The organism is Aquabacterium olei (genome assembly GCF_003100395.1).
Taxonomy (GTDB): domain Bacteria; phylum Pseudomonadota; class Gammaproteobacteria; order Burkholderiales; family Burkholderiaceae_C; genus Aquabacterium; species Aquabacterium olei.
Genome location: NZ_CP029210.1, coordinates 1,913,333 through 1,938,008, shown reverse-complemented (window position 1 = coordinate 1,938,008; position 24,676 = coordinate 1,913,333). Strand labels below are relative to the sequence as shown.

The 24,676-nt window shown below is 65.7% G+C and carries 29 protein-coding genes; 19 read left to right on the top strand and 10 right to left on the bottom strand.

Features of this window, described 5'->3' with window-relative positions:
- Positions 1-43 precede the first annotated feature (43 nt).
- Together DEH84_RS08875 and hemH are read left to right on the top strand one after the other, a co-directional pair.
- Positions 44-484, top strand: coding sequence for a response regulator (locus DEH84_RS08875; RefSeq protein WP_245932728.1), 441 nt, complete (start codon positions 44-46; stop codon positions 482-484).
- Positions 481-1,578, top strand: a complete 1,098-nt coding sequence (gene hemH, locus DEH84_RS08870) for a ferrochelatase (protein WP_109036531.1) — start codon at positions 481-483, stop codon at positions 1,576-1,578. Before DEH84_RS08875 ends, hemH begins: the two co-directional genes overlap by 4 nt.
- 17 nt (positions 1,579-1,595) lie before the next feature.
- On the opposite strand, the gene DEH84_RS08865 is transcribed toward hemH, so the two are convergent.
- From DEH84_RS08865 to DEH84_RS08845, 5 genes are all read right to left on the bottom strand, one after another.
- Complete coding sequence (locus DEH84_RS08865; RefSeq protein WP_109036530.1) at positions 1,596-2,894, bottom strand: DNA recombination protein RmuC; 1,299 nt, start codon at positions 2,892-2,894, stop codon at positions 1,596-1,598.
- 225 nt (positions 2,895-3,119) lie between these two features.
- A complete protein-coding gene (locus DEH84_RS08860; protein WP_109036529.1) occupies positions 3,120-3,764 on the bottom strand; it encodes a CoA transferase subunit B in 645 nt (214 codons plus the stop codon).
- Positions 3,765-3,767: 3 nt separating this feature from the next.
- Entirely contained in the window at positions 3,768-4,478 is a 711-nt protein-coding gene (locus DEH84_RS08855) for a CoA transferase subunit A (protein WP_109036528.1), read from the bottom strand.
- Between the two features lie 105 nt (positions 4,479-4,583).
- On the bottom strand, positions 4,584-5,054 hold the full coding sequence (locus tag DEH84_RS08850; protein WP_109036527.1) for an acyl-CoA thioesterase: 471 nt from the start codon (positions 5,052-5,054) through the stop codon (positions 4,584-4,586).
- Between the two features lie 80 nt (positions 5,055-5,134).
- The gene (locus DEH84_RS08845) at positions 5,135-5,920 is read right to left on the bottom strand and encodes an SDR family oxidoreductase (protein WP_109036526.1); all 786 of its coding nucleotides are present in this window, start codon (positions 5,918-5,920) and stop codon (positions 5,135-5,137) included.
- 250 nt (positions 5,921-6,170) lie between these two features.
- Between DEH84_RS08845 and DEH84_RS08840 the strand changes: the two genes are divergently transcribed.
- The 3 genes from DEH84_RS08840 to DEH84_RS08830 all read left to right on the top strand — a co-directional run bounded on the left by DEH84_RS08840 (position 6,171) and on the right by DEH84_RS08830 (position 9,468).
- Complete coding sequence (locus DEH84_RS08840; protein ID WP_109036525.1) at positions 6,171-7,856, top strand: electron transfer flavoprotein-ubiquinone oxidoreductase; 1,686 nt, start codon at positions 6,171-6,173, stop codon at positions 7,854-7,856.
- Positions 7,857-7,937: 81 nt separating this feature from the next.
- Positions 7,938-9,014, top strand: coding sequence for a DUF72 domain-containing protein (locus DEH84_RS08835; RefSeq protein ID WP_109036524.1), 1,077 nt, complete (start codon positions 7,938-7,940; stop codon positions 9,012-9,014).
- Positions 9,007-9,468 carry a ribonuclease HI family protein gene (locus tag DEH84_RS08830; protein WP_342755634.1) on the top strand — a complete coding sequence of 154 codons (462 nt, stop codon included), beginning with the start codon at positions 9,007-9,009 and terminating at the stop codon, positions 9,466-9,468. Before DEH84_RS08835 ends, DEH84_RS08830 begins: the two co-directional genes overlap by 8 nt.
- A gap of 26 nt (positions 9,469-9,494) precedes the next feature.
- Here DEH84_RS08830 and tadA read toward each other — a convergent pair whose 3' ends face one another.
- Both tadA and DEH84_RS08820 read right to left on the bottom strand, forming a co-directional pair.
- Positions 9,495-10,103 (bottom strand): tRNA adenosine(34) deaminase TadA, encoded by a 609-nt coding sequence (gene tadA, locus DEH84_RS08825; RefSeq protein ID WP_425428999.1) that lies wholly within the window; start codon positions 10,101-10,103, stop codon positions 9,495-9,497.
- A gap of 6 nt (positions 10,104-10,109) precedes the next feature.
- Positions 10,110-10,715: a 2'-5' RNA ligase family protein gene (locus tag DEH84_RS08820; RefSeq protein WP_159098919.1), complete on the bottom strand. Its 606-nt coding sequence runs from the start codon at positions 10,713-10,715 to the stop codon at positions 10,110-10,112.
- A gap of 209 nt (positions 10,716-10,924) precedes the next feature.
- Here DEH84_RS08820 and DEH84_RS08815 point away from each other — a divergent pair, with 209 nt between their 5' ends.
- From DEH84_RS08815 to DEH84_RS08750, 14 genes are read left to right on the top strand one after another with little or no spacing between them, the layout of a single operon-like run.
- Positions 10,925-11,092, top strand: coding sequence for a periplasmic nitrate reductase, NapE protein (locus tag DEH84_RS08815; RefSeq protein ID WP_109036520.1), 168 nt, complete (start codon positions 10,925-10,927; stop codon positions 11,090-11,092).
- Positions 11,089-11,379: a chaperone NapD gene (locus DEH84_RS08810; RefSeq protein WP_159098918.1), complete on the top strand. Its 291-nt coding sequence runs from the start codon at positions 11,089-11,091 to the stop codon at positions 11,377-11,379. Before DEH84_RS08815 ends, DEH84_RS08810 begins: the two co-directional genes overlap by 4 nt.
- Positions 11,376-13,880, top strand: coding sequence for a periplasmic nitrate reductase subunit alpha (gene napA / locus DEH84_RS08805; protein ID WP_109036518.1), 2,505 nt, complete (start codon positions 11,376-11,378; stop codon positions 13,878-13,880). Before DEH84_RS08810 ends, napA begins: the two co-directional genes overlap by 4 nt.
- A gap of 18 nt (positions 13,881-13,898) precedes the next feature.
- Positions 13,899-14,363 (top strand): nitrate reductase cytochrome c-type subunit, encoded by a 465-nt coding sequence (locus DEH84_RS08800; RefSeq protein ID WP_109036517.1) that lies wholly within the window; start codon positions 13,899-13,901, stop codon positions 14,361-14,363.
- A gap of 17 nt (positions 14,364-14,380) precedes the next feature.
- On the top strand, positions 14,381-14,962 hold the full coding sequence (locus DEH84_RS08795) for a NapC/NirT family cytochrome c (protein ID WP_109036516.1): 582 nt from the start codon (positions 14,381-14,383) through the stop codon (positions 14,960-14,962).
- The gene (gene ccmA, locus DEH84_RS08790; protein WP_109036515.1) at positions 14,962-15,597 is read left to right on the top strand and encodes a cytochrome c biogenesis heme-transporting ATPase CcmA; all 636 of its coding nucleotides are present in this window, start codon (positions 14,962-14,964) and stop codon (positions 15,595-15,597) included. The genes DEH84_RS08795 and ccmA overlap by 1 nt, the downstream gene beginning before the upstream one ends.
- Complete coding sequence (locus DEH84_RS08785) at positions 15,552-16,265, top strand: heme exporter protein CcmB (protein ID WP_109036514.1); 714 nt, start codon at positions 15,552-15,554, stop codon at positions 16,263-16,265. The genes ccmA and DEH84_RS08785 overlap by 46 nt, the downstream gene beginning before the upstream one ends.
- Positions 16,262-17,002, top strand: a complete 741-nt coding sequence (gene ccmC / locus DEH84_RS08780) for a heme ABC transporter permease CcmC (protein WP_109036513.1) — start codon at positions 16,262-16,264, stop codon at positions 17,000-17,002. Before DEH84_RS08785 ends, ccmC begins: the two co-directional genes overlap by 4 nt.
- Positions 16,999-17,169: a heme exporter protein CcmD gene (ccmD, locus tag DEH84_RS08775; RefSeq protein ID WP_109036512.1), complete on the top strand. Its 171-nt coding sequence runs from the start codon at positions 16,999-17,001 to the stop codon at positions 17,167-17,169. The genes ccmC and ccmD overlap by 4 nt, the downstream gene beginning before the upstream one ends.
- On the top strand, positions 17,166-17,612 hold the full coding sequence (gene ccmE, locus DEH84_RS08770) for a cytochrome c maturation protein CcmE (protein ID WP_109036511.1): 447 nt from the start codon (positions 17,166-17,168) through the stop codon (positions 17,610-17,612). The genes ccmD and ccmE overlap by 4 nt, the downstream gene beginning before the upstream one ends.
- Positions 17,609-19,594, top strand: a complete 1,986-nt coding sequence (locus DEH84_RS08765; RefSeq protein ID WP_109036510.1) for a heme lyase CcmF/NrfE family subunit — start codon at positions 17,609-17,611, stop codon at positions 19,592-19,594. Before ccmE ends, DEH84_RS08765 begins: the two co-directional genes overlap by 4 nt.
- On the top strand, positions 19,591-20,130 hold the full coding sequence (locus DEH84_RS08760) for a DsbE family thiol:disulfide interchange protein (protein WP_109036509.1): 540 nt from the start codon (positions 19,591-19,593) through the stop codon (positions 20,128-20,130). The genes DEH84_RS08765 and DEH84_RS08760 overlap by 4 nt, the downstream gene beginning before the upstream one ends.
- Positions 20,127-20,522: a cytochrome c-type biogenesis protein gene (locus tag DEH84_RS08755; RefSeq protein WP_109036508.1), complete on the top strand. Its 396-nt coding sequence runs from the start codon at positions 20,127-20,129 to the stop codon at positions 20,520-20,522. Before DEH84_RS08760 ends, DEH84_RS08755 begins: the two co-directional genes overlap by 4 nt.
- Positions 20,519-21,205 (top strand): tetratricopeptide repeat protein, encoded by a 687-nt coding sequence (locus tag DEH84_RS08750; protein ID WP_109036507.1) that lies wholly within the window; start codon positions 20,519-20,521, stop codon positions 21,203-21,205. Before DEH84_RS08755 ends, DEH84_RS08750 begins: the two co-directional genes overlap by 4 nt.
- A gap of 354 nt (positions 21,206-21,559) precedes the next feature.
- Here the strand turns inward: DEH84_RS08750 and DEH84_RS08745 are convergent, their stop codons facing one another.
- The 3 genes from DEH84_RS08745 to DEH84_RS08735 are packed head-to-tail and all read right to left on the bottom strand — an operon-like array spanning position 21,560 to position 24,676.
- Positions 21,560-22,189, bottom strand: a complete 630-nt coding sequence (locus DEH84_RS08745; protein ID WP_058087136.1) for a PIN domain-containing protein — start codon at positions 22,187-22,189, stop codon at positions 21,560-21,562.
- Positions 22,164-23,333, bottom strand: coding sequence for an XRE family transcriptional regulator (locus DEH84_RS08740; protein WP_058087137.1), 1,170 nt, complete (start codon positions 23,331-23,333; stop codon positions 22,164-22,166). The genes DEH84_RS08745 and DEH84_RS08740 overlap by 26 nt, the downstream gene beginning before the upstream one ends.
- Positions 23,330-24,676: a 7-cyano-7-deazaguanine synthase gene (locus DEH84_RS08735; RefSeq protein WP_109038293.1), complete on the bottom strand. Its 1,347-nt coding sequence runs from the start codon at positions 24,674-24,676 to the stop codon at positions 23,330-23,332. Before DEH84_RS08735 ends, DEH84_RS08740 begins: the two co-directional genes overlap by 4 nt.

Genomic DNA, 24,676 nt, shown 5'->3' with positions numbered 1-24,676 from the left:
CCCATCTGTCGGTCCGCCGTCGATTCCAAAGTGCCAATCGGACATGCCTGAACAGGCCCTGCAGCACCCTCCGGGACACCCAGCCAGCACCCTTGCCCCCCTGCGGGTGCTTTACGTTGAAGACAACCGCATCAACGCGATGCTGTTCGAAGAGGCCTTGCGCCCGCACCCCCAGATCGAGTTGCTGGTGGCCGAAGACGGCGAGATGGCCCTGAGCATGGCGCAGGCCCAGCCCCCGCACGTGCTGGTGCTCGATGCCCATCTGCCCGGCATGTCGGGCTTTGAGGTGCTCACCGCGCTGCGCCGCGTGCCTGGGCTCGAGACCACGCCCGCCTTCATGTGCTCGGCCGATGCGCTGCCTGAAGACCTGGCCAAGGCCCGGGCGGCCGGCTTTGTGGGCTACTGGACGAAACCCATCAACATTGTCGAAGTGACGACAACCCTGCGCGACCTGGCCAGCCGAGGCGACAATCGCACGCCATGAGCGTTGCCAAAGAACCCCCTTACACCCACGGCCAGTTGCCCCGCACGGCCGTCCTCCTCGTCAACCTCGGCACGCCCGAGGCCCCCACCCCCGCGGCCCTGCGCCGCTACCTGGGCCAGTTCCTGAGCGACCCCCGTGTCGTCGAGATCCCGCGGGCGGTCTGGATGCCCATCCTGCACGGCATCATCCTGCGCGTGCGCCCGGCCAAATCGGCCGCCAAGTACGCCAGCATCTGGACGCCCGAAGGTTCGCCCCTGCGCGCCTGGACCGAAAAGCAGGCCACGCTGCTGCAAGGCTTTCTGGGTGAAGCCGGCCACCAAGTGGTGGTGCGCCACGCCATGCGCTACGGTCAACCCTCGGTCGCCAGCCAGCTCGATGCCCTGAAGACCGAAGGCGCCACCCGCGTGCTCGTCGTGCCCATGTACCCGCAGTACAGCGGCGCCACCACAGCCAGTGTGATGGACGAGGTGTTTGCCTGGGGACGCCAGACTCGGCTGTTGCCCGAGCTGCGGCACATCAACCACTTCCATGATGACCCGGCTTACATCGAGTCGCTGGCGGCCAGCGTGCGCGATCACTGGCAGACCCACGGCCGGGGCGACCGCCTCGTGATGAGCTTCCATGGCATGCCCGAGCGCACGCTGCACCTGGGTGACCCGTACCACTGCGAATGCCAGAAGACCGGCCGCCTGGTGGCCGAGCGCCTGGGGCTGACGAAAGAGCAATACGTCGTCACCTTCCAGAGCCGATTCGGCAAGGCCAAGTGGCTGGAGCCCTACACCGAGCCCACGCTCATCAAGCTGGCGCGCGAAGGCGTGAAGAAGGTCGATGTCGTGTGCCCGGGCTTCGTGGCCGATTGCATCGAGACGCTGGAAGAGATTGCCATGGAGGGCAAGCAGGCCTTCCTGAAGAACGGCGGCCAGGCATTCCAGTACATCCCCTGCGTGAACGACCGGCTGGACTGGATCCGCGCGCTGTCAGGCATCGTGCAGCAGCACATGCAGGGCTGGCCGACCCAGGCGGCCCTGCAACCGACGACCGAGGCGCTGACGATGCAGCAGGCCCGCGCCCGGGCCCTGGGCTGCCCGCACTGACGGCCGCCCTCGCGCGCTCAACCCGCCGACAAGGGCTGGGCTGAGGCGGGCGATTCGGCCGCTTCCGGCTCGGCGGCGGCCGCCAGCGGCAGCAAGGAAGTGGCCTGCTCTTCCGGCAGCGATTCGACGTCCTTGAGCGCACGGCCCATCACGCGTGTGCGCGTCTCGACCGACGAGATGCTATTGCTGGCCTCCTCCAGCTTCTTTCGGGTGCGGGCCAGCACGTCGCCGAACTTGCCGAACTCGGTCTTCACCGCGCCCAGCACCTGCCACACCTCGGACGAACGCCGTTCGAGCGCCAGGGTGCGGAAGCCCATCTGCAGGCTGGTCAGCGTAGCGAGCAAGGTGGTGGGGCCGGCCAGCATCACACGCTGCTCGCGCTGCAGCGATTCGACCAGGCCCGGACGGCGCAGGGCCTCGGCGTAGAGCCCCTCGGTCGGCAGGAAGAGGATGCCGAAATCGGCCGTGTAAGGCGCAGCGAGGTACTTCTCGCGGATGGTGCGCGCCTCCAGTCGCAGCCGCTGCTCCAGCGCCTTGCCGGCGGCCTCGACACCGGCCGCGTCGGCGCGGTCGTGGGCGTCAAGCAGGCGCTCGTGGTCCTCACGGGGAAACTTCGCGTCGATGGGCAGCCACAGGGGCGCGCTGCCTGCCCCGCCCTGCCCCGGCAGCCGGATGGCGAACTCGACCCGGGCGCCGCTGCCCGGCACGGTTTCGATGTTGGCAGCGTACTGGTCGGGCGTGAACACCTGCTCCAGCAGCGCGGCCAACTGCACCTCGCCAAACACCCCGCGGGTCTTGACGTTGCTCAGCACGCGGCTGAGCGACCCCACGTCGCTGGCCAGGCGCTGCATTTCGCCCAGGCCCTTGTGCACCTGCTCCAGCCGCTCAGCCACCTCACGGAAGCGCTCGCCCAGGCGGGCTTCCAGCGTGGCGTGCAGTTTTTCATCGACCGTCTGGCGCATCTGCTCCAGCTTGCGCTCGTTGTCGGCCTGCAGGGATTGCAGGCGCTGCTCAACCGCTTGGTGCAGCCGGGCCATCTGCTCGTTGTGGGTGCGCGCCGTCTCGCCTTGCTGCTGCACCAGGGTCTGCTGCAACTGGCCCAGCGTCATGCCCAGCTCCTGCCGCGTCAGGGCCGCGGTGCGGGCCACGTCGTCGCGCAGCGTGCGTTCAAGGGACTCAGCCACGCGGTGATGGCCGTCTGCCAGGTCGTCCAGCCGTTGCTGCAAGGCCTCGGTGGGATCGGGCTGCGGGCGCAATGCCAGCCACAGCAACACAAGCAGGTTCACGCCCAGCAGGGCCCAGGTCAGCCAGTTCATCGCGGCATTGTCGCAGGCGGGTGGCTCAGGGGGTGAGCCCGGCCAGCCCCTGAGCCACCCGCCTTTTTTTACGACATGCCCCCGGTTGGACACTGCGGCCGACGACCACAAGGGTATCGAAATGGCAGCGGCCCAAAAGGCGATCGTCGTGATCGCACGGCAGGAACCGATGCCACAAAAAGGCTGCCCCGCAGGCGGCCTTCTCTCAGCTCCAGCAATCCCGCTTCAAGCAGCCTGCAGCGCAAACTCCACGTGCGCGCCCGTCTTGGTGCGGATCTCTTCTTCCGTCACCCCCGGCGCCAGTTCCACGCACACAAACCCCTTGGGCGTCACATCCAGCACGCACAGCTCGGTGATCACACGGTCCACCACGCCCACGCCCGTCAGCGGCAGCGTGCATTGCTGCAGCAGCTTGTGCTCGCCGTTCTTGGCGCTGTGCTCCATCAACACCACCACGCGCGCCACGCCGGCCACCAGGTCCATCGCGCCGCCCATGCCCTTGACCATCTTGCCGGGAATCATCCAGTTGGCCAGATCGCCCTTGTCCGACACCTGCATGGCGCCCAGGATGGACAGGTTGATCTTGCCGCCGCGGATCATGGCAAAGCTCTCGTGGCTGCCGAAGATCGAACTGCCGGGCAGCGTCGTGACGGTCTGCTTGCCGGCGTTGATCAGGTCGGCATCGACCTCGCTCTCATCCGGGAAAGGGCCGATGCCCAGCATGCCGTTTTCGCTTTGCAGCCACACGTCGATGCCAGGTGCCACGTGGTTGGCCACCAGCGTGGGCAGACCAATGCCCAGGTTCACGTAGAAGCCGTCCTGCAGCTCCTTGGCCGCGCGGGCGGCCATTTCGTCATGGGTCCAGGGCATGGCTCAGGCTCCCTTCGGGTTCTGTTGGGTGGTGCGCTTTTCGATGCGCTTCTCGGGCGTGGCATTCAGCACGATGCGGTGCACGTAAATGCCCGGCAGGTGAATCGCATCCGGGTCGAACGTGCCGGTCTCGACGATCTCCTCCACTTCCACCACGGTGATCTTGCCGGCCATGGCGGCCGCCGGGTTGAAGTTGCGGGCCGTGCGGCGGAAAATCAGGTTGCCGCTCTTGTCGGCCTTCCACGCCTTGACCAGTGCCACGTCGGGCACCAGGGCCCGCTCCATGACGTAGGTTTCGCCATCGAACTCGCGGGTTTCCTTGCCCTCGGCCACGATGGTGCCCACGCCGGTCTTGGTGAAGAAGGCCGGGATGCCGGCGCCACCGGCGCGGAGTTTCTCGGCCAGCGTGCCTTGCGGGGTGAATTCCAGTTCCAGCTCACCGGCCAGATACTGGCGCTCGAACTCCTTGTTCTCGCCCACGTAGCTGGAGATCATCTTCTTGATCTGCCGCGTGTTGAGCAACTTGCCCAGACCGAACCCGTCGACCCCGGCGTTGTTCGAAATCGCGGTGAGGTCCTTCACGCCGGACGCCTGCAGGGCGTCGATCAGCGCTTCAGGGATGCCGCACAGGCCGAAGCCACCGACAGCCAGCAGCTGGCCGTCTTTCACAATCCCAGCCAGCGCACTGGCGGCGTCGGGATAGACCTTGTTCATCCACACACTCCTTGGCAACAGGGGTTGTTCGCTGCACTGCAGCAAGGAAAGCGTACACCGGATAACGCGCAGAAATCCAGCGTACCGTGGATAAAAAACGCAGGGTTAGCGCGGGGGCAAGGCGGGGGGCGCGTCGTTGCCCTTCAGTGCAGGCAGATGGCCTTCGAGCGCGCGAATGGGCCCCGGCAACGGCAAGGGCCGGCCATCGGCCATGCTCACCCACACCAGCGTGGCCCCGCCCGCGGCATAGGGTGCGCCCGGCTCGTCGGCCCGCTCGATGCTGGCGTAGGTGTCGATGCTGGTGCGCCCGGGCGATCCCACATACAGCTTTACCACCACATCGCCCGGGTACACCAGCGGGCGGTAGAAGTTGCAGAAGGTGTTGGCGATCACCGGGCCTTCGGTGTCGGACTGGACCTGGCCGCTGATGGCCTCGATCCACGTCACGCGGGCCTGCTCCATGTAACGGAAGTAGACGGTGTTGTTGACGTGCCCCAGCACGTCCATGTCGCCCCACAGGATGGGCAGGCGAACTTCATGAACCAGGATCTTGTGTTCGGGGATGTCGAGACGCATGGCGGATCAGGAATGCAGATGCACACTCAAAGAAAACCCGTGTCTCAAATGTGGATGAGCCTCCGGGTTTTCAAGCGGGCTCAGGCAGCAGCCATGCCGTCGTCGGCGGAGATGATGGCGCCGTTGATGAAGTCGCTCTCGGCGGCACACAGCGTCACGATCAGCGAATCAAGGTCACGCGGCTGGCCCACGCGCTTGCGTGGCAGCATGTTGATGAGCTTCTGACCCGCCTCGGTTTCCCAGTGGTGGTGGTTGATCTCGGTGTCGATGTAGCCCGGGCAGATGGCGTTGGTGGTGATGCCGAAGCGGCCCCACTCTGCCGCCATCACCTTGGTCATGTGGATGACGGCGGCCTTGCTCATGCAGTACACCCCGATCTGCGGCAGGGTGCGCAGGCCCGCGGCCGAGGCGATGTTGACGATGCGCCCACCGGTGTAGGTGCCCGGGGCCGAGCCCTTGGCGCGCGCGAGCATGCGCTTGGCGACTTCCTGCGCCACGAAGAACGCGCCGCGGGTGTTGGTGTCGAAGACGTAGTCGTAGCTGTCGCTGGTGACGTCGATCAGGCGCTCGGTGGTGCTCACGCCCGAGTTGTTGATCAGGATGTCGATGGGGCCGACTTCGGTTTCGGCGTGGGCCACGGCCGAGCGGATGCTGGCCACCTCGGTCACGTCCAGGCCGACCACGTGGGCGTCGCCGCCGTAGGATTCGAGCTCAGAGCGCAGGGTCTTGAGCCGCTCGACACGGCGGCCGGCCAGCACCACGGCCGCACCGGCCTTGGACAGGGTGTGTGCGAACTGCGTACCCAATCCGCTGGAGGCACCGGTGATCAGCGCGACGCGGCCGGAAAGGTCGATGGTGTAGCTCATGCGTGGCTCCTCGAGGCCGCTGCTGTGCGCGGCACATGGTGTCTGACAAGCACCGAACTTAGCACGCGAAAACCGCCGTGCCACCTTGCGTTGCGTCGGGCGCTGCACCGCTAGAATTGAATCGAACGATCGTGCTTTTTTCTGCCAGAATACGCGGCGTCCGCCGATGCGGTGTCACCTTGCCCAGTGTCACTAGAATCGCGGGTTGCCCCGAGCCCCACTTACAGACGTCCCGAGAGAAGGAACAACGATGACGCCCCAGGAAATCCTTGAGCAGTTCGGCCCCCGCGAGTCGATGGAATACGACGTCGTGATCGTCGGAGCCGGCCCGGCTGGTCTGTCGACGGCGATCAAGCTCAAGCAACTGGCCGAGAAGGCCGGCAAGGAGATCTCCGTCGTCGTGCTGGAGAAGGGCTCCGAGCCGGGCGCGCACATCCTGTCGGGTGCCGTGATGGACCCGATCTCGATGAACGAGCTGTTCCCGAACTGGAAGGAGCTGGGCGCACCGCTGAACCAGCCGGTCACGGCCGACGAGGTGCTGGTGCTGAGCGAAACCGGCGCCACCGCCACCCCGCAGGCGCTGATCCCCAACAACTTCCACAACCACGGCAACTACGTCATCAGCCTGGGCAACGTGGTACGCTGGCTGGGCCAGCAGGCCGAGGCCCTGGGCGTGGAAATCTTCCCCGGCTTCGCGGCCGCTGAAGTGCTCTACAACGACGACGGCTCGGTCAAGGGCATTGCCACTGGCAACCTCGGCATCGACAAGTCGGGCGAGCCCACGGGCGACTTCCAGCTGGGCATGGAACTGCACGGCAAGTACACCATCTTTGCCGAAGGTGCGCGCGGCCACCTGGGCAAGCAGCTGATCGCCAAGTACAAGCTCGACGAAGGCAAGGACCCGCAGAGCTACGCCATCGGCATCAAGGAGCTGTGGGAGATCGACCCGGCCAAGGCCAAGCCCGGCCTGGTGGTGCACACCGCCGGCTGGCCGATGGACACCCAGACCTATGGTGGCGGCTTCCTGTACCACCTGGAAGACAACAAGGTCACGCTGGGCTTCGTGACGGGCCTGGACTACCAGAACCCCTGGCTGAGCCCGTTCGAAGAAATGCAGCGCTGGAAGACCCACCCCAGCATCAAGCAGTACCTGGAAGGCGGCAAGCGCCTGAGCTACGGCGCCCGCGCCATCACGGCTGGCGGCATCCTGTCGCTGCCGAAGTTCGTGTTCCCGGGCGGCGCGCTGGTCGGCTGTGACGCCGGCTTCCTGAACGCCGCACGCATCAAGGGCTCGCACGCCGCCATGAAGACCGGCATGCTGTGCGCCGAAGCCATCTTCGATGCGCTGAACGCCGGCCGCCAGCACGACGAACTGAGCGCCTACCCGGCCTCGTTCGAAACCAGCTGGCTCAAGGAAGAGCTCGACAGCTCGAAGAACTTCAAGCAGTGGTTCAAGAAGGGCATGTACGTGGGCATGCTGATGACCGGCATCGAGCAGTGGCTGCTGCCCAAGCTGGGCATCAAGGTCGCACCGTGGACCATCCACCGCACCGAGGCCGACCACACCCGCCTGAAGCCGGCGGCCGAGTGCGCCAAGATCGACTATCCGAAGCCGGACGGCAAGATCACCTTCGACCGCCTGAGCTCGGTGTTCGTCTCGAACACGAACCACAACGAGCACCAACCGGCGCACCTGACGCTGAAGAACGCGACGGTGCCGGTGCAGACCAACCTGGCCAAGTACGCGGGCCCGGAGTCGCGCTACTGCCCGGCGGGCGTGTACGAGTTCGTGAAGAACGACGACAACACCGACCGCCTGCAGATCAACGCGCAGAACTGCGTGCACTGCAAGACCTGCGACATCAAGGATCCGACGCAGAACATCGTCTGGATCACCCCGGAAGGTGGCGGCGGCCCCAACTATGCCGGCATGTAAGCTGCGCTGAACGACCTTCAGGGTCGGCCTGAACGAAGGGAGCCCAGGTGGCTCCCTTTTTGTTTGCTACGCTCGGGGCCGATGCAGGACGATCTCTTCGGCGCGATACCGGCGACCGAGCCCGCTGCCACGGCCGCCGGGCCCGCAGAAGCGCCCTCCTCCCGGGTGAAGGCCCTGCCTGTTCGACTGGCCGACGTGCCAGACGAACTGCGGGCGCTGGCGCAGCGGGTTCCACGGCTGGCGCACCTGGGCACGTCGTCATGGACCTACCCGGGCTGGACCGGCCACATCTGGGCCAGCGACCTGAGCGAACGGGTGCTGTCGCGGCACGGCCTGAGCGCCTACAGCCAGCACCCGCTGATGCGCACGGTGAGCGTCGACCGCAATCTGTACAAGGCGCTGACGGCCTCACAGTTTGCAGAGTACGCCGCGCAGGTGCCGGATGGCTTCCGCTTCATCGTCAAGGCGCCGGCCTCGGTGAGCGACGCGCTGGTGCGCGACGAGCATGGTCATTCGCGTGGTCACAACCCGCTGTTCCTGGATCCGGAGGTGGCCGAGCGCGAGTTCATCCGCCCGGCGCTGGAGGGCCTGCGGCACAAGATCGGCGCGCTGGTGTTTCAGCTGAGCCCGCTGCCGCGCGAGTGGCTGCGGCAGCCACAGCAGTTGCTGGACCGCCTGGCTCGCCTGCTGTGCGCCCTGCCCTCGTTGAAGCCCATTGCGCCAGACGGCGTGGTGGCCGTGGAGGTGCGAGACGCCAGCCTGGTCACGCGGGAGCTGGCCGAGGTGCTGAAAGCCGCGAGCGCGGCTTACTGCCTGGGGCTGCACGCGCGCATGCCGGCGATCGACGCACAGCTGCCTCTGTTGCGGGCGCTTTGGCCCTCGCCGCTGGTGTGCCGCTGGAATCTGCACCGCCGACATGGGGCCTATGGCTACGAGGCGGCGCGCGATCTGTATGTGCCTTTCGATCACATTCAGGATGCCGACCCGGACACGCGGGCCACGCTGGCGCGCGTGATTCGCGCCACGACCGGGGCCGGTCTGCCGGCCTATGTCTCGATCAGCAACAAGGCCGAAGGCTGCGCGCCGCTTTCTGTTGCCGCGCTGGCGGACGCGGTCTGCCAGCCTGCAGGCGATGCCACGGAGAGCGAGCGTGGTTGATCGCGAGGCCCTGCCCTGGCGCCTGCACTGTGATGGCAGCGCGGTGCCCAACCCCGGGCGCATGGGCATCGGGGCGGTGCTGGTTGCACCCGATGGCACGCGCCACACCGTGTCGGAAAAGCTCGCCGACGCCGGGTGCAACAACGAGGCGGAAGTGCAGGCGCTGGTGGCCGGTCTGCTGCTGGCGCGCAGCCTGGGGGCACAGGCGTTGGCCGTCCACACCGACAGCGACCTGATCGCAAAGCAGCTGGGGGCGCAGGCCCCGCCCGATCCGGTGCGGCTGCAGCCATTGCTGGCTCAAGCCCGCACGCTGCTCGGCACCTTCACCTCGCACACGTTGGGCTGGGTGCCCCGGCACCGCAATCAGGAGGCCGACACCCTGGCGCGCGCCGCGCTGGGCATGGCGCCCAAACCCACTGCCTGGCCCAAGGGGCGCCGGCAGCTCAAGCGGTGAGCCTGTCGGCTCGGCGCGCAGAGGTGTCAGTCGCGATCGAGGTCGCCGGGCGGTAGCTCCACGACCTGGGCCACGGGCAGCATGGGCTCCTCCTCGATCACGTCGAGGCCGTTCAAGGCCTGGCGGGCGGCCACCGCACGCACGGCATCGCGCTCGGCCCGGATCTGCGCGCGCCGCTCGGCGAAGAAGCGCTTGAGCATGAGGCTGGCCGGCTCCGCCAGCACGCCCCCGACGATGGCCGTGTGGTGGTTGAGCTGCCGATTGCCGAACAGGTCGAGCACGGAGCCGGCCACGCCGGTCTTGGGATCGGTGGCGGCGAACACCACCCGCTTGAAACGCGCGTGCATCAGCGCCATCGCGCACATGGCGCACGGCTCGAGCGTGACGAAGAGCTCGCACTCGGGCAGGCGGTAGTTTTCGAGCAGCTGCGCGGCATGGCGCAGGGCCACGATCTCGGCATGCGCGGTGGGGTCGTGCGTGGTGATGGGGCGGTTGTAGCCGGTCGCGACCACCTGCCCGGCCCGCATGATGACCGCACCGACGGGGACCTCGCCAGCCAGCCAGGCGTTCTGCGCCTGGTCCAGCGCAATGCGCATGGCGAACTCGTCGCTTGTGGGAGAGAGGGTGTCGGTCACGGCGAATCAGGATGAGGTGGTGGAAGCCTGGAGCGGCCAGCGCCCTTCTTCGATGTAGCGGCCTTGCCCGATCACGCTGCGCAGCAGCACGAACGAATCGGCACGCCAGTGGATGGGCGTGATGGCCCGCTCTTCGAGAGGCTGGCGTCCATAGAACAGCGTGAGGTGGGGATTGAAGGTCTTGTGCAGCACGCCCGCCGTGAGCCCGGCACGCAGCAGGCGGTCTTGCAGGGAGGCCTGGAAGCCCATCAGGGCTGGCTCTGCGTTGCCCCCGAGCAGCACGATGGGCAGGTTGCCCGGTCTGCCGGTAAAGCTGCCGACGTGGGTAAAGCTGACATCCAAACACGGGGCGGACACCCCGGCCGCGACCGAACGCGCGATGGCCAGCGTGCCAGCAGGAACGTCACCGGCGAAGTGCCCGACATGGAACAGGGTGACATGGAAGCGCGCCGTGCGCTCGGTCTTGACCGAGACACCCTGGTCGCGCGCTACCTGGGCAGCAACTTCTGCTGCCCGGCCTGCGGCGGCGGCATCGGGCATCAGCGCGAAGAAGAGGCTGTAGGGCTGCGGGTCGGCCGCAGCGAACCCGTCCAGCGAAAGTTGTCCTGACACCGCCACGCTCTCCTGCCCAACACTCCGGGCCTGCATTTTGCCCCTTGTTTGCCCAAGCGGGGCCGCTGGCCCGAGTTGTAAAACACATAACCATGCCGCCGTCATTTTCTTAGGATCACTTCAAAAAGACGTTGGTCCCCCAACGCAGACCGGCAGTCCCCGCAGTACCCGTTCCATCGAAGAACAACCTTGTCGCCAAGGAGACGCGTGTGGACGACACATCCGACCCGGCCCCCCCCTCGACCAAGCAGGAGGAGTGGCGTTCCTTCCTGTTCCTCACTGCTGTGATGGCGCCCGTGGTGACCATCGGGGTGGTGGCGGGATGGGGCTTCGCCGTCTGGATCTATCAGCTGATCACCGGGGACTTGCCAGGATGACCCGCAAGACCCAGGCCGTGGATGAGATCCACATTGCCGGTGTGATCGTGCACACACGCCAGCCTCACACCGTGGCCGCCTGCAGCGCCATGGATGCACTGGAGGGCATGGACGTTGCGCAGTTCTCGCCCGAAGGGCGCGTGGTGGCCGTGGTGGAAGCCCCGTCTGCCGGCGCCGTGATGGACCTGTTGGACCAGGTGCGCGGCATCGAAGGGGTGTTGAACGTGGCGCTGGTCTACCAGCACGCGGAACCGGCTGACGCCATGAATGAGGAGATGGGCCCATGACGACGCGCCGCGAGTTCATTCGCAATACCGCCGCTGCCACGGCGGCCACCGCAGCCGGGCTGCCCGCCACACTGGACGCCGCGAACGTGGTGACCGATGCCAGCAAGACGCAGCTCAAATGGTCGAAGGCGCCGTGCCGCTTCTGCGGCGTCGGTTGCGGCGTGAACGTGGCGGTGAAGGACGGCCGCGTGGTGGCCACGCACGGTGACATCAACGCCGAGGTGAACCGGGGCATCAACTGCGTGAAGGGCTACTTCCTCTCCAAGATCATGTATGGGGAAGACCGCCTGACGCAGCCCATGCTGCGCATGACGAACGGACGCTATGACAAGAACGGCGAGTTCCAGCCCATCAGCTGGGATCAGGCCTTCGACATCATGGCCGAGAAGTTCAAGCAGGCGCTGAAGGACAAGGGCCCGACAGGGATCGGCATGTTTGGGTCCGGGCAGTGGACGATCTGGGAAGGCTACGCGGCGGCCAAGCTGTTCAAGGCCGGCTTTCGCTCGAACAACATCGACCCGAATGCACGGCACTGCATGGCCTCGGCCGTGGCGGGCTTCATGCGCACCTTCGGCATGGACGAGCCCATGGGCTGTTACGACGACATCGAGCAGACCGACGCCTTCGTGCTGTGGGGCTCGAACATGGCCGAGATGCACCCGATCCTCTGGACGCGGCTAACGGACCGGCGCCTGTCTGCACCGCACGTGAAGGTGGCGGTGCTGTCGGTGTACGAACACCGCTGCTACGAGCTGGCCGACATCGCGATGACGTTCAGGCCACAGACCGATCTGGCGATCATGAATTACATCGCCAACTACATCATTCAGAACAAGCGGTTCAACCAGGATTTCATCAACAAGCACACCCGCTTCGTCATCGGCAACACGGACATCGGCTATGGCCTGCGGCCCGAGCACCCGTTGCAGCGCAAGGCGAAGAACGTGAAGGATGCAGGCGGTTCGCGGCCGGCCAGCTTCGAGGAGTACGCCCGATTCGTGAGCGCATACGACCTCGAGAGCGTGGCGAAGCTGTCGCAGGTGCCGAAGGAGCGCCTGGTGCGCCTGGCCGAGATGTATGCCGATCCAAAGGTGAAGGTGGTGTCGTTCTTCACCATGGGTTTCAACCAGCACACACGGGGCACGTGGTGCAGCCACCTGCTCTACAACCTGCACCTGCTGACGGGCAAGATCTCGTCGCCCGGTAACGGGCCCTTCTCATTGACCGGGCAGCCCTCCGCATGCGGCACCGCGCGCGAGGTGGGCACCTTCAGCCATCGCCTGCCCGCGGACATGATCGTGGCCAACCCCAAACACCGCGCCATTGCCGAACAGATCTGGAAGCTGCCACCCGGCACGATTCCAGAGAAGCCGGGGTACCACGCCGTGCTGCAGAACCGCATGCTGAAGGACGGCATGCTCAATGCCTATTGGGTGCAGGTCAACAACAACATGCAGGCCGCGCCGAACATCATGCAGGAAGCCATGCCGGGTTATCGCAACCCTGCGAACTTCATCGTGGTGTCGGACGCCTACCCGACCGTGACCACCATGGCCGCCGACCTGGTTCTGCCCACATCGATGTGGGTGGAAAAGGAAGGGGCGTACGGCAATGCCGAGCGGCGCACGCAGTTCTGGCACCAGCTGGTGAAGCCGCCGGGGCAGTCGCGCTCCGACCTGTGGCAGCTGATGGAGTTCTCGAAGCGCTTCAAGATGGAAGAGGTGTGGCCGCGCGAGCTGCTCGACCAGAAGCCCGAGTACCGCGGCAAGACGATGTTCGACGTCCTGTTCCGCAACGGCGCGGTCAACGCTTTCCCGCTGAGGGACATGGACCCGGCGTACGACAACGACGAGGCCAGGGCCTTCGGCTTCTATGTGCAGAAGGGCCTGTTCGAGGAGTACGCGCAGTTCGGGCGTGGCCACGGGCACGATCTTGCGCCGTTCGACGTGTACCACCGCGAGCGGGGCCTGCGCTGGCCGGTGGTGAACGGCCGCGAAACACGCTGGCGCTACCGCGAGGGTTATGACCCGTACGTGAAGAAGGGCGAGGAGGTCCGCTTCTATGGCAACCCGGATGGCAAGGCGGTGGTGTATGCGCTGCCCTACGAGCCGGCCGCGGAGGAGCCCGACAAGCAATACCCGTACTGGCTGTGCACGGGCCGCGTGCTGGAGCACTGGCACTCGGGCTCGATGACGCGACGCGTGCCGGAGCTCTACCGCGCCTTCCCCAACGCGGTCTGCTACATGCATGGTGACGACGCCCGGGCCTTGAACCTGCGACGCGGCGACATCGTCGAACTGGTGTCGCGACGCGGCTCGATGCGCACACGCGTGGAGACCCGGGGGCGCAACAAGCCGCCGCCCGGCCTGGTGTTCGTGCCCTGGTTCGATGCCAGCCAGCTCATCAACAAGGTCACGCTCGACGCCACCTGCCCGATCTCGCTGCAGACCGACTTCAAGAAGTGCGCCATCGCCATCCGCAAGGTGACGGACCGGGCCTAATGCACGAAAGGCATCACCATGAAGAACATGTCCATGGCCTTGTTGCTGGGCGTCTGTCTGGCAGGCGGCGCCATTGCGGTCGACATGACGGACCGCATGCGCGGCGCGCCCATCGAGCAGACCACCCGGCCGCCCCCCCTCACCAACGCCGACAACAGCGACGTCAGGCGGGTACGCAACTATGCGATGCAGCCGCCGGTCATTCCGCACAAGATCGAGGGCTACCAGCTCGACAAAAATGCCAACCGCTGCATGTTCTGCCATGCGCGCACCAAGACGCAGGAGAGCCAGGCGCCCATGATCAGCACCTCGCACTACATGGACCGCGACGGGAATTTCCTGGCCGAGCTGTCGCCCCGGCGTTACTTCTGCCTGCAGTGCCACGTGTCCCAGGTGCCGCAGAACCCCTTGGTGGAAAACCGCTTCATTGACGTCGACACCTTGCTGAATGCCCCTGCCGGCGCGGCAAGGCCACGGAAGTAAGCCACCGGAGCGCGCGCATGTTCAGACTCATACGGCGGTATTTCACCGTGTTGGGCCGGCCCAGCCGGTACATCAGCCTGGGTGTGCTCACGGTGGCCGGGTTCGTGGCGGGGGTGCTGTTCTGGGGCGGCTTCAACACCGCGCTGGAGTTGACCAACACGGAGAAGTTCTGCATCGGCTGCCACGAGATGCGGAGCAATGTGTACGCCGAACTGCAGGGCACCATCCACTTCACCAACCGCAGCGGCGTGCGCGCCAAGTGCTCGGACTGCCACGTGCCGCACAACTGGACAGACAAGATGGCCCGCAAGATGCAGGCCTCCAAGGAGGTGTGGGGCAAGGTGTTCGGCACCATCGACACGCCCGAGAAATTCGCTGCCATGCGCCGCCAGCTCGCAGAAAACGAATGGAAGCGCATGAAGGCCAACGACTCGCTGGAATGCCGCAACTGCCATGAGTTCGACTACATGGACTTCACGCGGCAGAGCAAGCGCGCCGCCGACGCGCACTCCACCTACCTGGCCAATGGCGAGAAGACCTGCATCGACTGCCACAAGGGCATTGCCCACCGCCTGCCCGACATGAAGGGAGTGCATTGATGCTGCAACTGGACGAGGTGACCTTGTTCAGGAACGACCGCACGGTGGCTCATGGATTGAGCCTGTGCGTGAAGGCAGGTCAGGCCGCGCTCGTGCAGGGCCCCAACGGCAGCGGCAAGACGACCCTGCTGAGGACAGTCTGCGGATGGCGGCCTGCCTATGCAGGCACCATCCTCTGGCGTGGTGCGCCCCTTCGATCTGCTCTGCAGGCACTGCGCGAGGATCTGGCCTACCTGGGGCATCAGGACGGCCTTCACGACGACCTGAGTGCCCGAGAGAACCTGCGCTGGCTGGCGGCCCTGGGCGGAGAGGCCAAGACCGACCTCGATCTGGATGAGGCCCTTGAGGGCATGGGCGTGCTACACGCCGCCGCGCAGCCGACACGCGCCCTGTCACGCGGGCAGCGCCGGCGCGTGGCGCTCGCTCGCTTTCTGCTGACCCGCAAACCGCTCTGGGTGCTGGACGAACCCCTGGCCGCGCTCGATGCAGAGGCCCAGCAGCGCATCCAGACCTGCGTGGCACGCCATCTTCAGGCAGGCGGCGTCGCCCTGCTCAGTTGTCATACGGCATCGTGGCCCGATCACCCTTCATGGCACAGACTGTCCTTGTCCGCCCGGCCCGGTCTCGCACACTGAGCCGGTCCCCTTTTGCGCTGGCGCTGGCTCGCGGTCTGAGCCTGGCGTGGCGGCGGCGCGTGGACGGCGGCGTCGCCCTGCTCTTCTTCCTCCTGGTCGCCTGGCTGCTGCCGCTGGTGCTGGCCCCCGCGGCTCAAGCGCTGCCTGCGCTGGCGCCCGCCGTGGTGTGGGTGGCTGCGCTGCTCGCCATGCTGGCCGGGAGCCTCCGGCTGTTTCAGGACGATGCTGCCAATGGGGCGCTGGAGCAGATGCTGCTCGCGCCCGGCGGCAACACCCTGACTGTAGCCGGCGTGCTGGCGGCCCACTGGCTGACGGTCGCCCTGCCCGTGCTGGCCGCTCTGCCACTCATCGGCGTGATCTACGGCCTGTCGTTGCTGCAATGGCAGTGGCTCGGAGCCTCGCTGCTGCTGGGCACGCCAAGCGTGTGCTGCATCGCGGCCCTGGCAGCCGCCCTGTCACTGGGTGCACGCGGCGGGCTGATGCTGCTCACGCTGCTGAGCGTGCCGCTGGCCTTGCCCGTGGTGCTGTTCGGTGTCCGGGCCGCGCAGGGCGACGCGGCGGGCGGTTGGGCCCAAGGCGCGGTGATGCTGCTGGGCGCCACCACGTTGACGGCCATCGCGCTCGGCCCGTGGGGCGTTGCCCGCGCACTGGAGGTCGCCCTCGAATGAACCCCATCCTGCGCTACGCGTCACCGGCGCTGTTCCATCCACTGGCCGGGCGCCTGTGGCCTCTCTTCGCTGCAGCCGCCGTGGTCTTCGCGTTGGTCGGGCTCGGCATTGCGTTCTTGGCAGCGCCCACCGATGCGCAGCAGGGCGAGGTCTACCGCATCCTGTTCCTGCACGTTCCCGCGGCATGGATGTCGATGTTCATCTACTTCGTCATGGCCGTATACGCCGCACTGGGTTTCGTGCTGAGAACACGCCTGTCGACCTTGATGGCCCAGGCCCTGGCCCCCACCGGCCTGCTCTACGGCCTGATCGCGCTGGTGAGCGGCGCCGTGTGGGGCAAGCCCACCTGGGGCACCTGGTGGGTGTGGGACGCCAGGCTCACGTCGCAGGTGGTGCTGCTGTGTCTTTACCTGGGTGTGATGGCATTGCGCACCGCGTTCGAGGATGCTGAACGCGGCGAGCGCGCTTCGGCGCTGCTCGCCATGGTCGGCCTGGTCAACCTGCCCGTCATCTACTTCTCGGTGGTGTGGTGGAACACGCTGCACCAGGGTGCCAGCCTGTCGGTGTCGGGCGGCGTGTTGATGGCACCGGTCATGGTGGCGGGCTTGCTCGCCATGACGCTGGCGTGCTGGTGCCACGCGATTGCGGTGTCCCTGGTCAGGGTGCGCACGCTGATCGAAGAGAAAGAAGCGGGCCGGACCTGGATGACGCGCCAGATGGCAGGAGCTCAACCATGACGATCGACTGGACATTGCTTTGGCACATGAACGGACACGGGCCTTATGTGTGGGCCACCTACGGTGTGGCGACGCTGTTGATCGTGGCCGAAGCGGGCGCACTGTGGCACCGCCGGAGGGCACTGCGAACGGGATACCCGTCAACGTCTGAAGGGAGGCGGCCTTGAGCCCGGCCAGCCGACGCCGCGCAGGGCGGCTGGCGCTGGTGGCGGGCCTGCTGGGGCTCGCTGCTGCCCTGGTGGTGGGCGCCCTGCGAGACAACCTGACCTTCTTCTACACGCCGTCTCAGGTGCACGAGCAGGGCCTGCAACCGGGACGCGCCTTCCGCATGGGCGGGCGTGTCGAGGCCGGCTCGCTCAACCAGCAGCCGGGCAGCCTGTCCGTGCATTTCGTGGTGGCCGATGGGCAACGGCGCGTGCCCGTGGTGTACGAAGGTCTGCTGCCGGATCTCTTCGGCGAAGACAAGGGGGTTGTGGCCTCGGGCCGACTCGACAGCCAGGGCGTGTTCCGGGCCGACCAGATCCTGGCCAAGCACGATGAAACCTACCAGCCGCCCACGCCGCAGGCGGGGCGCTCCAGCCGGCCGGCCTGGCTGGCCCGCACGCCATGACGGCCGAGCTGGGCCATTTCGCCCTGATTCTCGCGCTGTGTGCCGCGCTCGCGATGGCGTTCGCGCCAGCGGTCGAGCGTGTTGCAGGAGCGGACAACGCCCTGCGCATCCAGCGGCGCGGTGCGGGCTGGGCGCTGGGACTCTGTGTGATCGCCTCCACCGCGCTGATGGCCTGCTTCCTGGTCAACGACTTCTCGGTGCGCTATGTGGCCTCACACAGCCATTCGACGCTCCCTCCGGGTTACCGCCTCGCCGCCTTGTGGGGCAGCCATGAGGGCTCCATGCTTTTGTGGGTGACCACGTTGAGCGGCTGGGCAGCGTGCGTGGCCTGGCGCATCCGCGGGCTGCCGGACGAACTGGGCGTGCGCGTGCTGGCCGTGCTCGGCTGGATCACCACCAGCCTGCTGCTCTTCGTGCTGCTCAGTTCCAACCCGTACACGCGCCTGCTGCCTGCCCCGCTGGACGGTGCCGACCTCAACGCGCTGCTGCAGGACCCGGGCATGGCGTTCCACCCGCCCGCGCTCTACCTGGGCTACGTGGGGTTTGCCGTGCCGTTCGCCTTCGCCGTGGCTGCGCTGTGGGTGGGCCGGCTCACGCGCGAGCAACTCGCATGGCTGCGCCCCTGGGTGCTGATGGCGTGGGCCGCGCTGGGCGTGGGCATCGTCCTGGGCAGCAGTTGGGCTTACCGCGTGCTGGGCTGGGGCGGCTGGTGGTTCTGGGATCCGGTCGAGAACGCCTCGCTGCTGCCCTGGCTGGTGGGCGTGGCACTGCTGCACTGCCTGGCAGCATCCGTGCGCACCGACCTGTTCAAACCGGCCGTGCTGCTGCTGTGCATTGCTGCTTTCGGGCTCAGCCTCATCGGCACCTTCATCGTGCGCTCCGGCGCCATCACATCGGTCCATGCTTTCGCGACCGACCCGGCGCGGGGCGTCTTCATCCTCGCCTTGATCGCCCTGTCGCTGGGTGGGTCGCTGTGCCTGTTCGCGCTGAGGGCCGGCCGTCTGGCCAAGCCCTGGGCCTTCGCCCCGGTGTCGCGCGAGGCCATGCTGCTGTGCAATGCGCTGGTGCTGTCGGTGGCCGCGGCCACCGTGCTGCTGGCCACGCTGTATCCCATGGCGCTGGACGCGCTGGGGCTGGCCAAGATCTCCGTGGGACCGCCCTACTTCGAGGCCGTGCTTGCGCCACTGCTGACCCCGGCCGTGCTGCTCATGGGCGTGGCGCCGCTGGCGCACTGGCAAGGCATGCCACTGCCCACGCTGGCCCTGCGCCTCCGGTGGGCGCTGGTCGCCAGCGTGACGAGCGCCGTGGTGGCCCTGCTGCTGGGTCACACCGGGCCGATGGCCTTCTGGGGCATGTTGCTGGGCGCATGGGCCGTGATCACCGCGCTCATGCCGCTGTGGCGTCGGCGCCTGCCTCGCAACCTGGCTGCCTGGGGCATGGTCTGTGCGCACCTCGGGGTGGGCGTCTTCGTGCTGGCACTCACACTGCTCAAATCGCACGAAGCCGAGCGAGAGGTGCCTCTGTCGGTGGGCGAGACCGTGCAGATCGGTCCCTACCAAGTTCGGCTGGATGCCCTGGACGCCTTTCGGGCCGGCAACCACATGGGCACGCGGGCCACCCTGACGCTGCTCGACCAAGGCCAGCCCATCGGAACGCTGCGCCCGGAAAGCCGCAACTACACCACGCAGGACATGACCGTGGCCGCACCCGACATCGACACGGCCTGGTGGCGCGATGTGTACGTGGCCATGGGCCAGGCCATCGGCCCCACCACGTGGGCCATGCGGGTGCAATTCAAGCCGGCCATGGTGTGGGTCTGGGCCGGCTTCCTGATGATGAGCGTGGGCGGCGTGCTCGCGGCCTGGCGCGCGCCCCAGGGCGTTCAGGCGATCGATTCAGGCGGCGCCGCCCGCCCCTCCGCTCTGCCCGCCGGGGCCGTGGCCCTGCCATCCATGCAGCGCCTGAAGGGCACGCGCCAATGACCGCGCTGCGCCGCATCTGGCCCCTGCTGCCCCTGGCCCTGGCGCTCGGCCTGGTGACGCTGTTCGCGGCCGGGTTGCGGCACGATCCCCGCCAACTGCCGTCGGCCTTGCTGGGTCAGCCCGCCCCGTCATTCAGCGCCGCGCGGCTGGGACATGCCGATCAGGTCATTGCCTCCACCCAGATGCTGGGCCAGCCGTGGGTGCTCAATGTGTGGGCCTCGTGGTGCACGGCCTGTGCCGACGAGCACGAGGCGGTCAAGCAGCTCGCCGCCGGCGCTGCGCCCGTCTACGGGCTCAACTACAAGGACGCGGCACCGCAAGCACAGGCCTGGCTGGCCCGGATGGGCGATCCGTATCGCGCCTCCATTGCCGATCCCGACGGACGCATCGGCATGGACTTCGGCGTCTACGGTCTGCCGGAAACCTTCGTGATCGACGGCGAAGGCCGCGTGCGCTTCCGGCATGCCGGCCCGCTGACCAAGGAGCGGGTCGAGCGCGAGTTGTTGCCCCTTCTGAAATCGCTGAGGGCATCATGAAGCGACTGCTGATTGCGGTGGTGCTGTCCGTGGTCTGGCCCGCTGGGGCTGCACCGGATCGCCTTCACGCCCTCGCCACAGAGCTGCGCTGCCCCGTCTGCCAGAACCAGACACTGGCGGATTCCAATGCCGATCTGGCGCGCGATCTGAAAGCGGAAATCGCCCGGCAGATCGAACAGGGCCGAAGCGACGAGCAGATCCGGGCCTTCATGGTGCAGCGCTACGGCGAGTTCGTGCTGTATGAACCGCCGGTGCGCGCAGACACCACGGTGCTGTGGGCAGGCCCGTTCGCCTTGCTGGCCCTCGGCGCGGGGGCCCTCGGGTGGCGGCTGCTGCGCCTTCGGCAGCGCCCGCAGACTCACACCACCCCGACGCCGGAGCGCCAGACATGAATGCCGACATGGGGCTCTTCATCGCCGTGGCGGGCCTGGCCACACTGCTGGTCACCCTCTCTCTCTGCCGCCCGCTGCTCGCCCGCCAGGCCGATGCGGCCCCGGTGCCCTCAGGCGGACGTCGTACCGCGATGCTGACTGCGCTCGCCGTGCCACTGCTGGCGACCGGGCTCTATGCGGTGCTCGGCGCTCCGCGCGCCATGCTGGTGGAGACTGAATCACCCGCCCACCGCATGAACAGCGTGGACATGACGCAGGCCACGCAGCGCCTGGCGGAGAAGCTCAGGGCTTCGCCCGATGACATCGAAGGGTGGTTCGTGCTGGCCCGTTCATACCAGGCCATGGAGCGCTGGCGTGAATCCGCCGACGCCTACCGCGAAGCGCTGAGGCTGGCCCCCGACGACCCGCAGATGATGGCGGACCTGGCCGACGTGCTGGCCACGGCGCAGGGCGGCCAGTTGGAAGGCGAGCCCGCTCAGTGGATCGCACGGGCCCTCGCGCATGACCCGAAGCATGCCAAGAGTCATGCGCTGGCCGCCATGGCGGCCTACCGCGCGGGGCGCGCCGACGAGGCCATGTCCCACTGGAGGCAACTGGCGGCGGTGTCACCACCCGGCTCCGAGGGCGAGACGCTGGCGCGTCAGGGCATGGATCGCGTCAAGGCCTCGACAGGCCAGCCCTGAAGGTCACTCCCACTCGATCATTTCCGGCACCTTGAGAGCCGCATGAACACTAGGTTTTTGAAGTTCCAAGATTTCTTTCTACCGTCATTTTTACCGACGCTGGAAGGTGGTGATTGCAACGATGGTTGCCGGTCAAACGACAGCCATAACGCGGTTTCTAGTGTACACGGCGAGCCTGAAAACTGTGGGGGACAGGAACACCCCTCGGGTTGCAGCTTCCAGCACGTCGGGCATGAGAACCTAGCGGTTGGGGTGCCGCCTTGAGCCGCGCCAGTCTACAGAAAGAGTCAACATGCCCAGATGATCCTCGGCCACCCACTGCTCGGCGTGCGCATCTGGCAAAGTAGACGCAGTTCATTGGGCGGTGGTCACACGGACTCGCTTTGCAAGCCGCCTCAGGCTTGGGCATAAGGGGACGTTTGCAGGACCTATTTGCGCGACGACCCAATCAAAGTGTGGTTCCCATACCTGCATCCGCGCTAGGCGTAGCGCATCAAGAACTGTTTTAGACAGCCGCTCTTTGCCCAGCACCAGCCCTACAGGCGCATACGCGAGGATGTCGACCGTCGTTGCAATTGTCAGAGAACCGAAACTCTCACCAGCCACTCGCCTGGCCTTTTTTTCGTCGATTGCCGCGACCAGTCCATTGCGGTGAGCGAACGCCAGAGTGGCGGCCTCTCCGTCCCCAAGCGAGTCGGACGTTGAGCCCGACACAATAGAGATGAAGCTTTCGAGCGCTTCATTGTCCAACTCCACGACATCCAGTTTCCCGCTGTCGATGAGCTCAACGAGCTTCGCCGACTCCCCGTGACCATTCTCTGCACCCCCTTTGATTTCGCCGATCACGGTTTCGGTGACACAGGTGAGGCCCGGTAATGCCTGCAAAATCGCTTCTGCATGGCCGGTGGCCAGCAAGTTGATGATGATGCTGGAGTCGAGAACGAGAGTGGGCGATTGCTCAGTTAGGCAGCTTGAAAAGGTCATCTACCTCATCCTCTTGAGCCTCATCGAGTAGTTCTCGCACCATCTCACGGCTTAGCTTGAGCAAGTCCGACATCTGCCCCTCACTGAGCAGATCCCTCTTCCAAGCCTCGATGGCCAAGAGGTACAACCGCGACGATTGCTGTGGTTGGACAGCTGGGAACTCATTGCCATCCTCCCCTAGCACTTGGCGGACTTGCTCGTCGGTGATCCCGCCGTTGTCTTGGAACCAATCCCACGTTCCCTTTTTCGTTAGTCCAAGTTCTTCCAGCCTCATGACCATGGCCTGGCGCGACACGCTGAAGAAATTGGCCAGCAAGATGATGTGCCGACGCGTCAGGTGCGACGACCCAATCGTCACCTCCTTGAACTTCTCCATGACCGTTCTCGTTGGAGTCATAAATGCCCGCGCAAACGCATTGGCATATCGCTCCTCTCGCGAATTGTCGTACATCTCGTCCTGATAAATCTCAGGTCTGCGGCGAGTGGCAATAAAGTGCCCCAACTCATGGCTCCCTGTCTGATTGCGCCTATCTCGGCGGTGGGTCGAGTTGATGAGCATGCAGGCACCCACAGCATCGTCATAGGCGAACAACCCAGACACCTTGCCGTCAAGCTTGCGCGTGTACACCCTGATGCCTAATTGCAACTCCAAGATGACGTATAGGTCACGGATAGGTCCATCCCCCAACCCGAGCCAGTTACGCAGGTTGAGTGCATCCTGTTCGGCCTGTTGGCGCACATCTCCGGCCAGGATGCTCTTTTCGGCGGGATAGTTGTAGGTCTTTTGAACACCAAGAATGTTCTCAAGCTCGACCTCCGCCTTGACCAAGTCGTTGAGCAACCTTGCTGCCGTATCTATACATGGTTCGCCAGTTTCAGCGAGTGTGCGAAACCGAGGTACGAGGTCCACATGGACAGACTCACGACGCAGGATTGAATTGACGGACACGCCGTAGGACCTGCACAGGTCCTGCAGCTCCATGAGCTTGGCAGCGCGGTGCCCCTTCTCGATGGCCACCAACGTGGTTCTTGAAAGTCCGGCAGCCTTCGCAGCCACGTCTTGCGTCAGGTTAGCGGTCTCCCGCGCGCTTCTAAGTCGCTCGCCGAGCTCAAATTGGCTCAGTTCATAGTTCTCTTTAGTCATGATGCACTACTACGTATCCACTGCCTCACGAAAGACCTCGGTCCAAGGTCCTTCGTGAAGGCTGACCATTCCTTGGCGTGTTGCCGCAGGAGCCGGTCAAGCTTTTGCGACACGCTGACGGGGCTCTCCCCGAGGGACTCAGCCAGTTCAAAATTGCTTAGTCGTCTGGTCAGTTGGTAGTCAGACCTACTTTGAAGCCCTGCTAAGTGCTCGAAGTGGAGAACCCCGGCAACTGAGTACTGGCGCAAGGCGTTGGTAAAAAGGTCAAAGTCCTTGGACGCCCCCGCTTCCCAGGTCTTGGTGCTTAAGGACTCCCATACGTAGACATCCGTTGCCTCTTTCAGACCTGCCGCATGGACGCTCAGGCGCCGCAGTATGCATGCAGCGCAGATCCCGCATTGCCGCCTTGTTCCATTAAATCCAATTTGGCGCGAGGTTTGCCAACAAGAACGGGTCTTGTTCCACTTGGAGCCGCCTTCGCAGTTTTCGACGAACTCCCTCAAGGTCTCGCCTTTGGTCATCCACAGGCGCGGGAACTTGTACTTGAAACGGTAGCCCAGCAAGGCATACACGAAGCGCTCCATCCTGGCAGTGAAGGCCGGATGATTTCGATAGTCTTCGTAGCCATGTCCCACGGGCAGCAGGACAGGAGCAAGCGCGCCTTGCCCGCTCTCAGGAATGATGGCCACAGGCACGTCAATCAGGTACCCAGCCATTGCAGAAATCAGGCTGAACTTGAATCCTCTACTGCGCGCGCTGCTCTCACCATCCTTCTTCGCGATTTTCACTTTGTAGGGAACCGCATGAAAGGGCATCTCTTTTCGTTCTTGCCTTGAGATGTCGCGCTCGCTGGTGCCGATGCGCACACGCACTACCCGCCCGTTGAGCTTCTTGCCTTCGAGCGCCGCCACTGCTTGCGAATCCATGCCGTCGCTGTACGCCATGACGGCCTCCGCGTTCATCGGAAACTTCATCGTCTCCTGCGCTGGAGGAGGCACCGGGACCTTCCGCGTACGAAATACGATTTGCCAGTCGTCGCCAGTCAGCAGGTTCAATGCCTCCGTCAGCGCCCCGTGAGCGGCCTTGTCCGTCCACTTGTGAACATCGTGCACAGGCACATGGAGAATGAACTTACGGCCCCAGTTCATGGAACTGCGCACCAGGGTGCGGTCGCAGAACTCCACGGCGGCAGCGACCAGAAAAGCGTCATAGATGACTGGATCCCATCGATGGGTCGAGAAAGACTCTAGCGCCTCCGTTTTGAACCTGATGTCCCTGCCAATTCGACAAGGAACGGCGCCTCGCTTGCAAGCACTATCTTCTTCGAAGACATCGACGGTCAT

Bases quoted from the DNA above. Each gene is read 5' to 3' on its own strand.
- DEH84_RS08835 (WP_109036524.1), top strand. From the start codon at position 7,938: ATGCAGGACGATCTCTTCGGCGCGATACCGGCGACCGAGCCCGCTGCC.
- DEH84_RS08855 (WP_109036528.1), bottom strand. From the start codon at position 4,478: ATGAACAAGGTCTATCCCGACGCCGCCAGTGCGCTGGCTGGGATTGTG.
- DEH84_RS08800 (WP_109036517.1), top strand. From the start codon at position 13,899: ATGAAGAACATGTCCATGGCCTTGTTGCTGGGCGTCTGTCTGGCAGGC.
- DEH84_RS08785 (WP_109036514.1), top strand. From the start codon at position 15,552: ATGGCACAGACTGTCCTTGTCCGCCCGGCCCGGTCTCGCACACTGAGC.
- DEH84_RS08765 (WP_109036510.1), top strand. From the start codon at position 17,609: ATGACGGCCGAGCTGGGCCATTTCGCCCTGATTCTCGCGCTGTGTGCC.
- hemH (WP_109036531.1), top strand. From the start codon at position 481: ATGAGCGTTGCCAAAGAACCCCCTTACACCCACGGCCAGTTGCCCCGC.
- DEH84_RS08845 (WP_109036526.1), bottom strand. From the start codon at position 5,920: ATGAGCTACACCATCGACCTTTCCGGCCGCGTCGCGCTGATCACCGGT.
- DEH84_RS08745 (WP_058087136.1), bottom strand. From the start codon at position 22,189: ATGACCTTTTCAAGCTGCCTAACTGAGCAATCGCCCACTCTCGTTCTC.
- ccmC (WP_109036513.1), top strand. From the start codon at position 16,262: ATGAACCCCATCCTGCGCTACGCGTCACCGGCGCTGTTCCATCCACTG.
- DEH84_RS08760 (WP_109036509.1), top strand. From the start codon at position 19,591: ATGACCGCGCTGCGCCGCATCTGGCCCCTGCTGCCCCTGGCCCTGGCG.
- DEH84_RS08865 (WP_109036530.1), bottom strand. From the start codon at position 2,894: ATGAACTGGCTGACCTGGGCCCTGCTGGGCGTGAACCTGCTTGTGTTG.
- ccmD (WP_109036512.1), top strand. From the start codon at position 16,999: ATGACGATCGACTGGACATTGCTTTGGCACATGAACGGACACGGGCCT.
- DEH84_RS08795 (WP_109036516.1), top strand. From the start codon at position 14,381: ATGTTCAGACTCATACGGCGGTATTTCACCGTGTTGGGCCGGCCCAGC.
- DEH84_RS08810 (WP_159098918.1), top strand. From the start codon at position 11,089: ATGACCCGCAAGACCCAGGCCGTGGATGAGATCCACATTGCCGGTGTG.
- DEH84_RS08740 (WP_058087137.1), bottom strand. From the start codon at position 23,333: ATGACTAAAGAGAACTATGAACTGAGCCAATTTGAGCTCGGCGAGCGA.
- DEH84_RS08750 (WP_109036507.1), top strand. From the start codon at position 20,519: ATGAATGCCGACATGGGGCTCTTCATCGCCGTGGCGGGCCTGGCCACA.
- DEH84_RS08840 (WP_109036525.1), top strand. From the start codon at position 6,171: ATGACGCCCCAGGAAATCCTTGAGCAGTTCGGCCCCCGCGAGTCGATG.
- ccmA (WP_109036515.1), top strand. From the start codon at position 14,962: ATGCTGCAACTGGACGAGGTGACCTTGTTCAGGAACGACCGCACGGTG.
- DEH84_RS08755 (WP_109036508.1), top strand. From the start codon at position 20,127: ATGAAGCGACTGCTGATTGCGGTGGTGCTGTCCGTGGTCTGGCCCGCT.
- DEH84_RS08860 (WP_109036529.1), bottom strand. From the start codon at position 3,764: ATGCCCTGGACCCATGACGAAATGGCCGCCCGCGCGGCCAAGGAGCTG.
- napA (WP_109036518.1), top strand. From the start codon at position 11,376: ATGACGACGCGCCGCGAGTTCATTCGCAATACCGCCGCTGCCACGGCG.
- DEH84_RS08850 (WP_109036527.1), bottom strand. From the start codon at position 5,054: ATGCGTCTCGACATCCCCGAACACAAGATCCTGGTTCATGAAGTTCGC.
- DEH84_RS08735 (WP_109038293.1), bottom strand. From the start codon at position 24,676: ATGACCGTCGATGTCTTCGAAGAAGATAGTGCTTGCAAGCGAGGCGCC.
- DEH84_RS08875 (WP_245932728.1), top strand. From the start codon at position 44: ATGCCTGAACAGGCCCTGCAGCACCCTCCGGGACACCCAGCCAGCACC.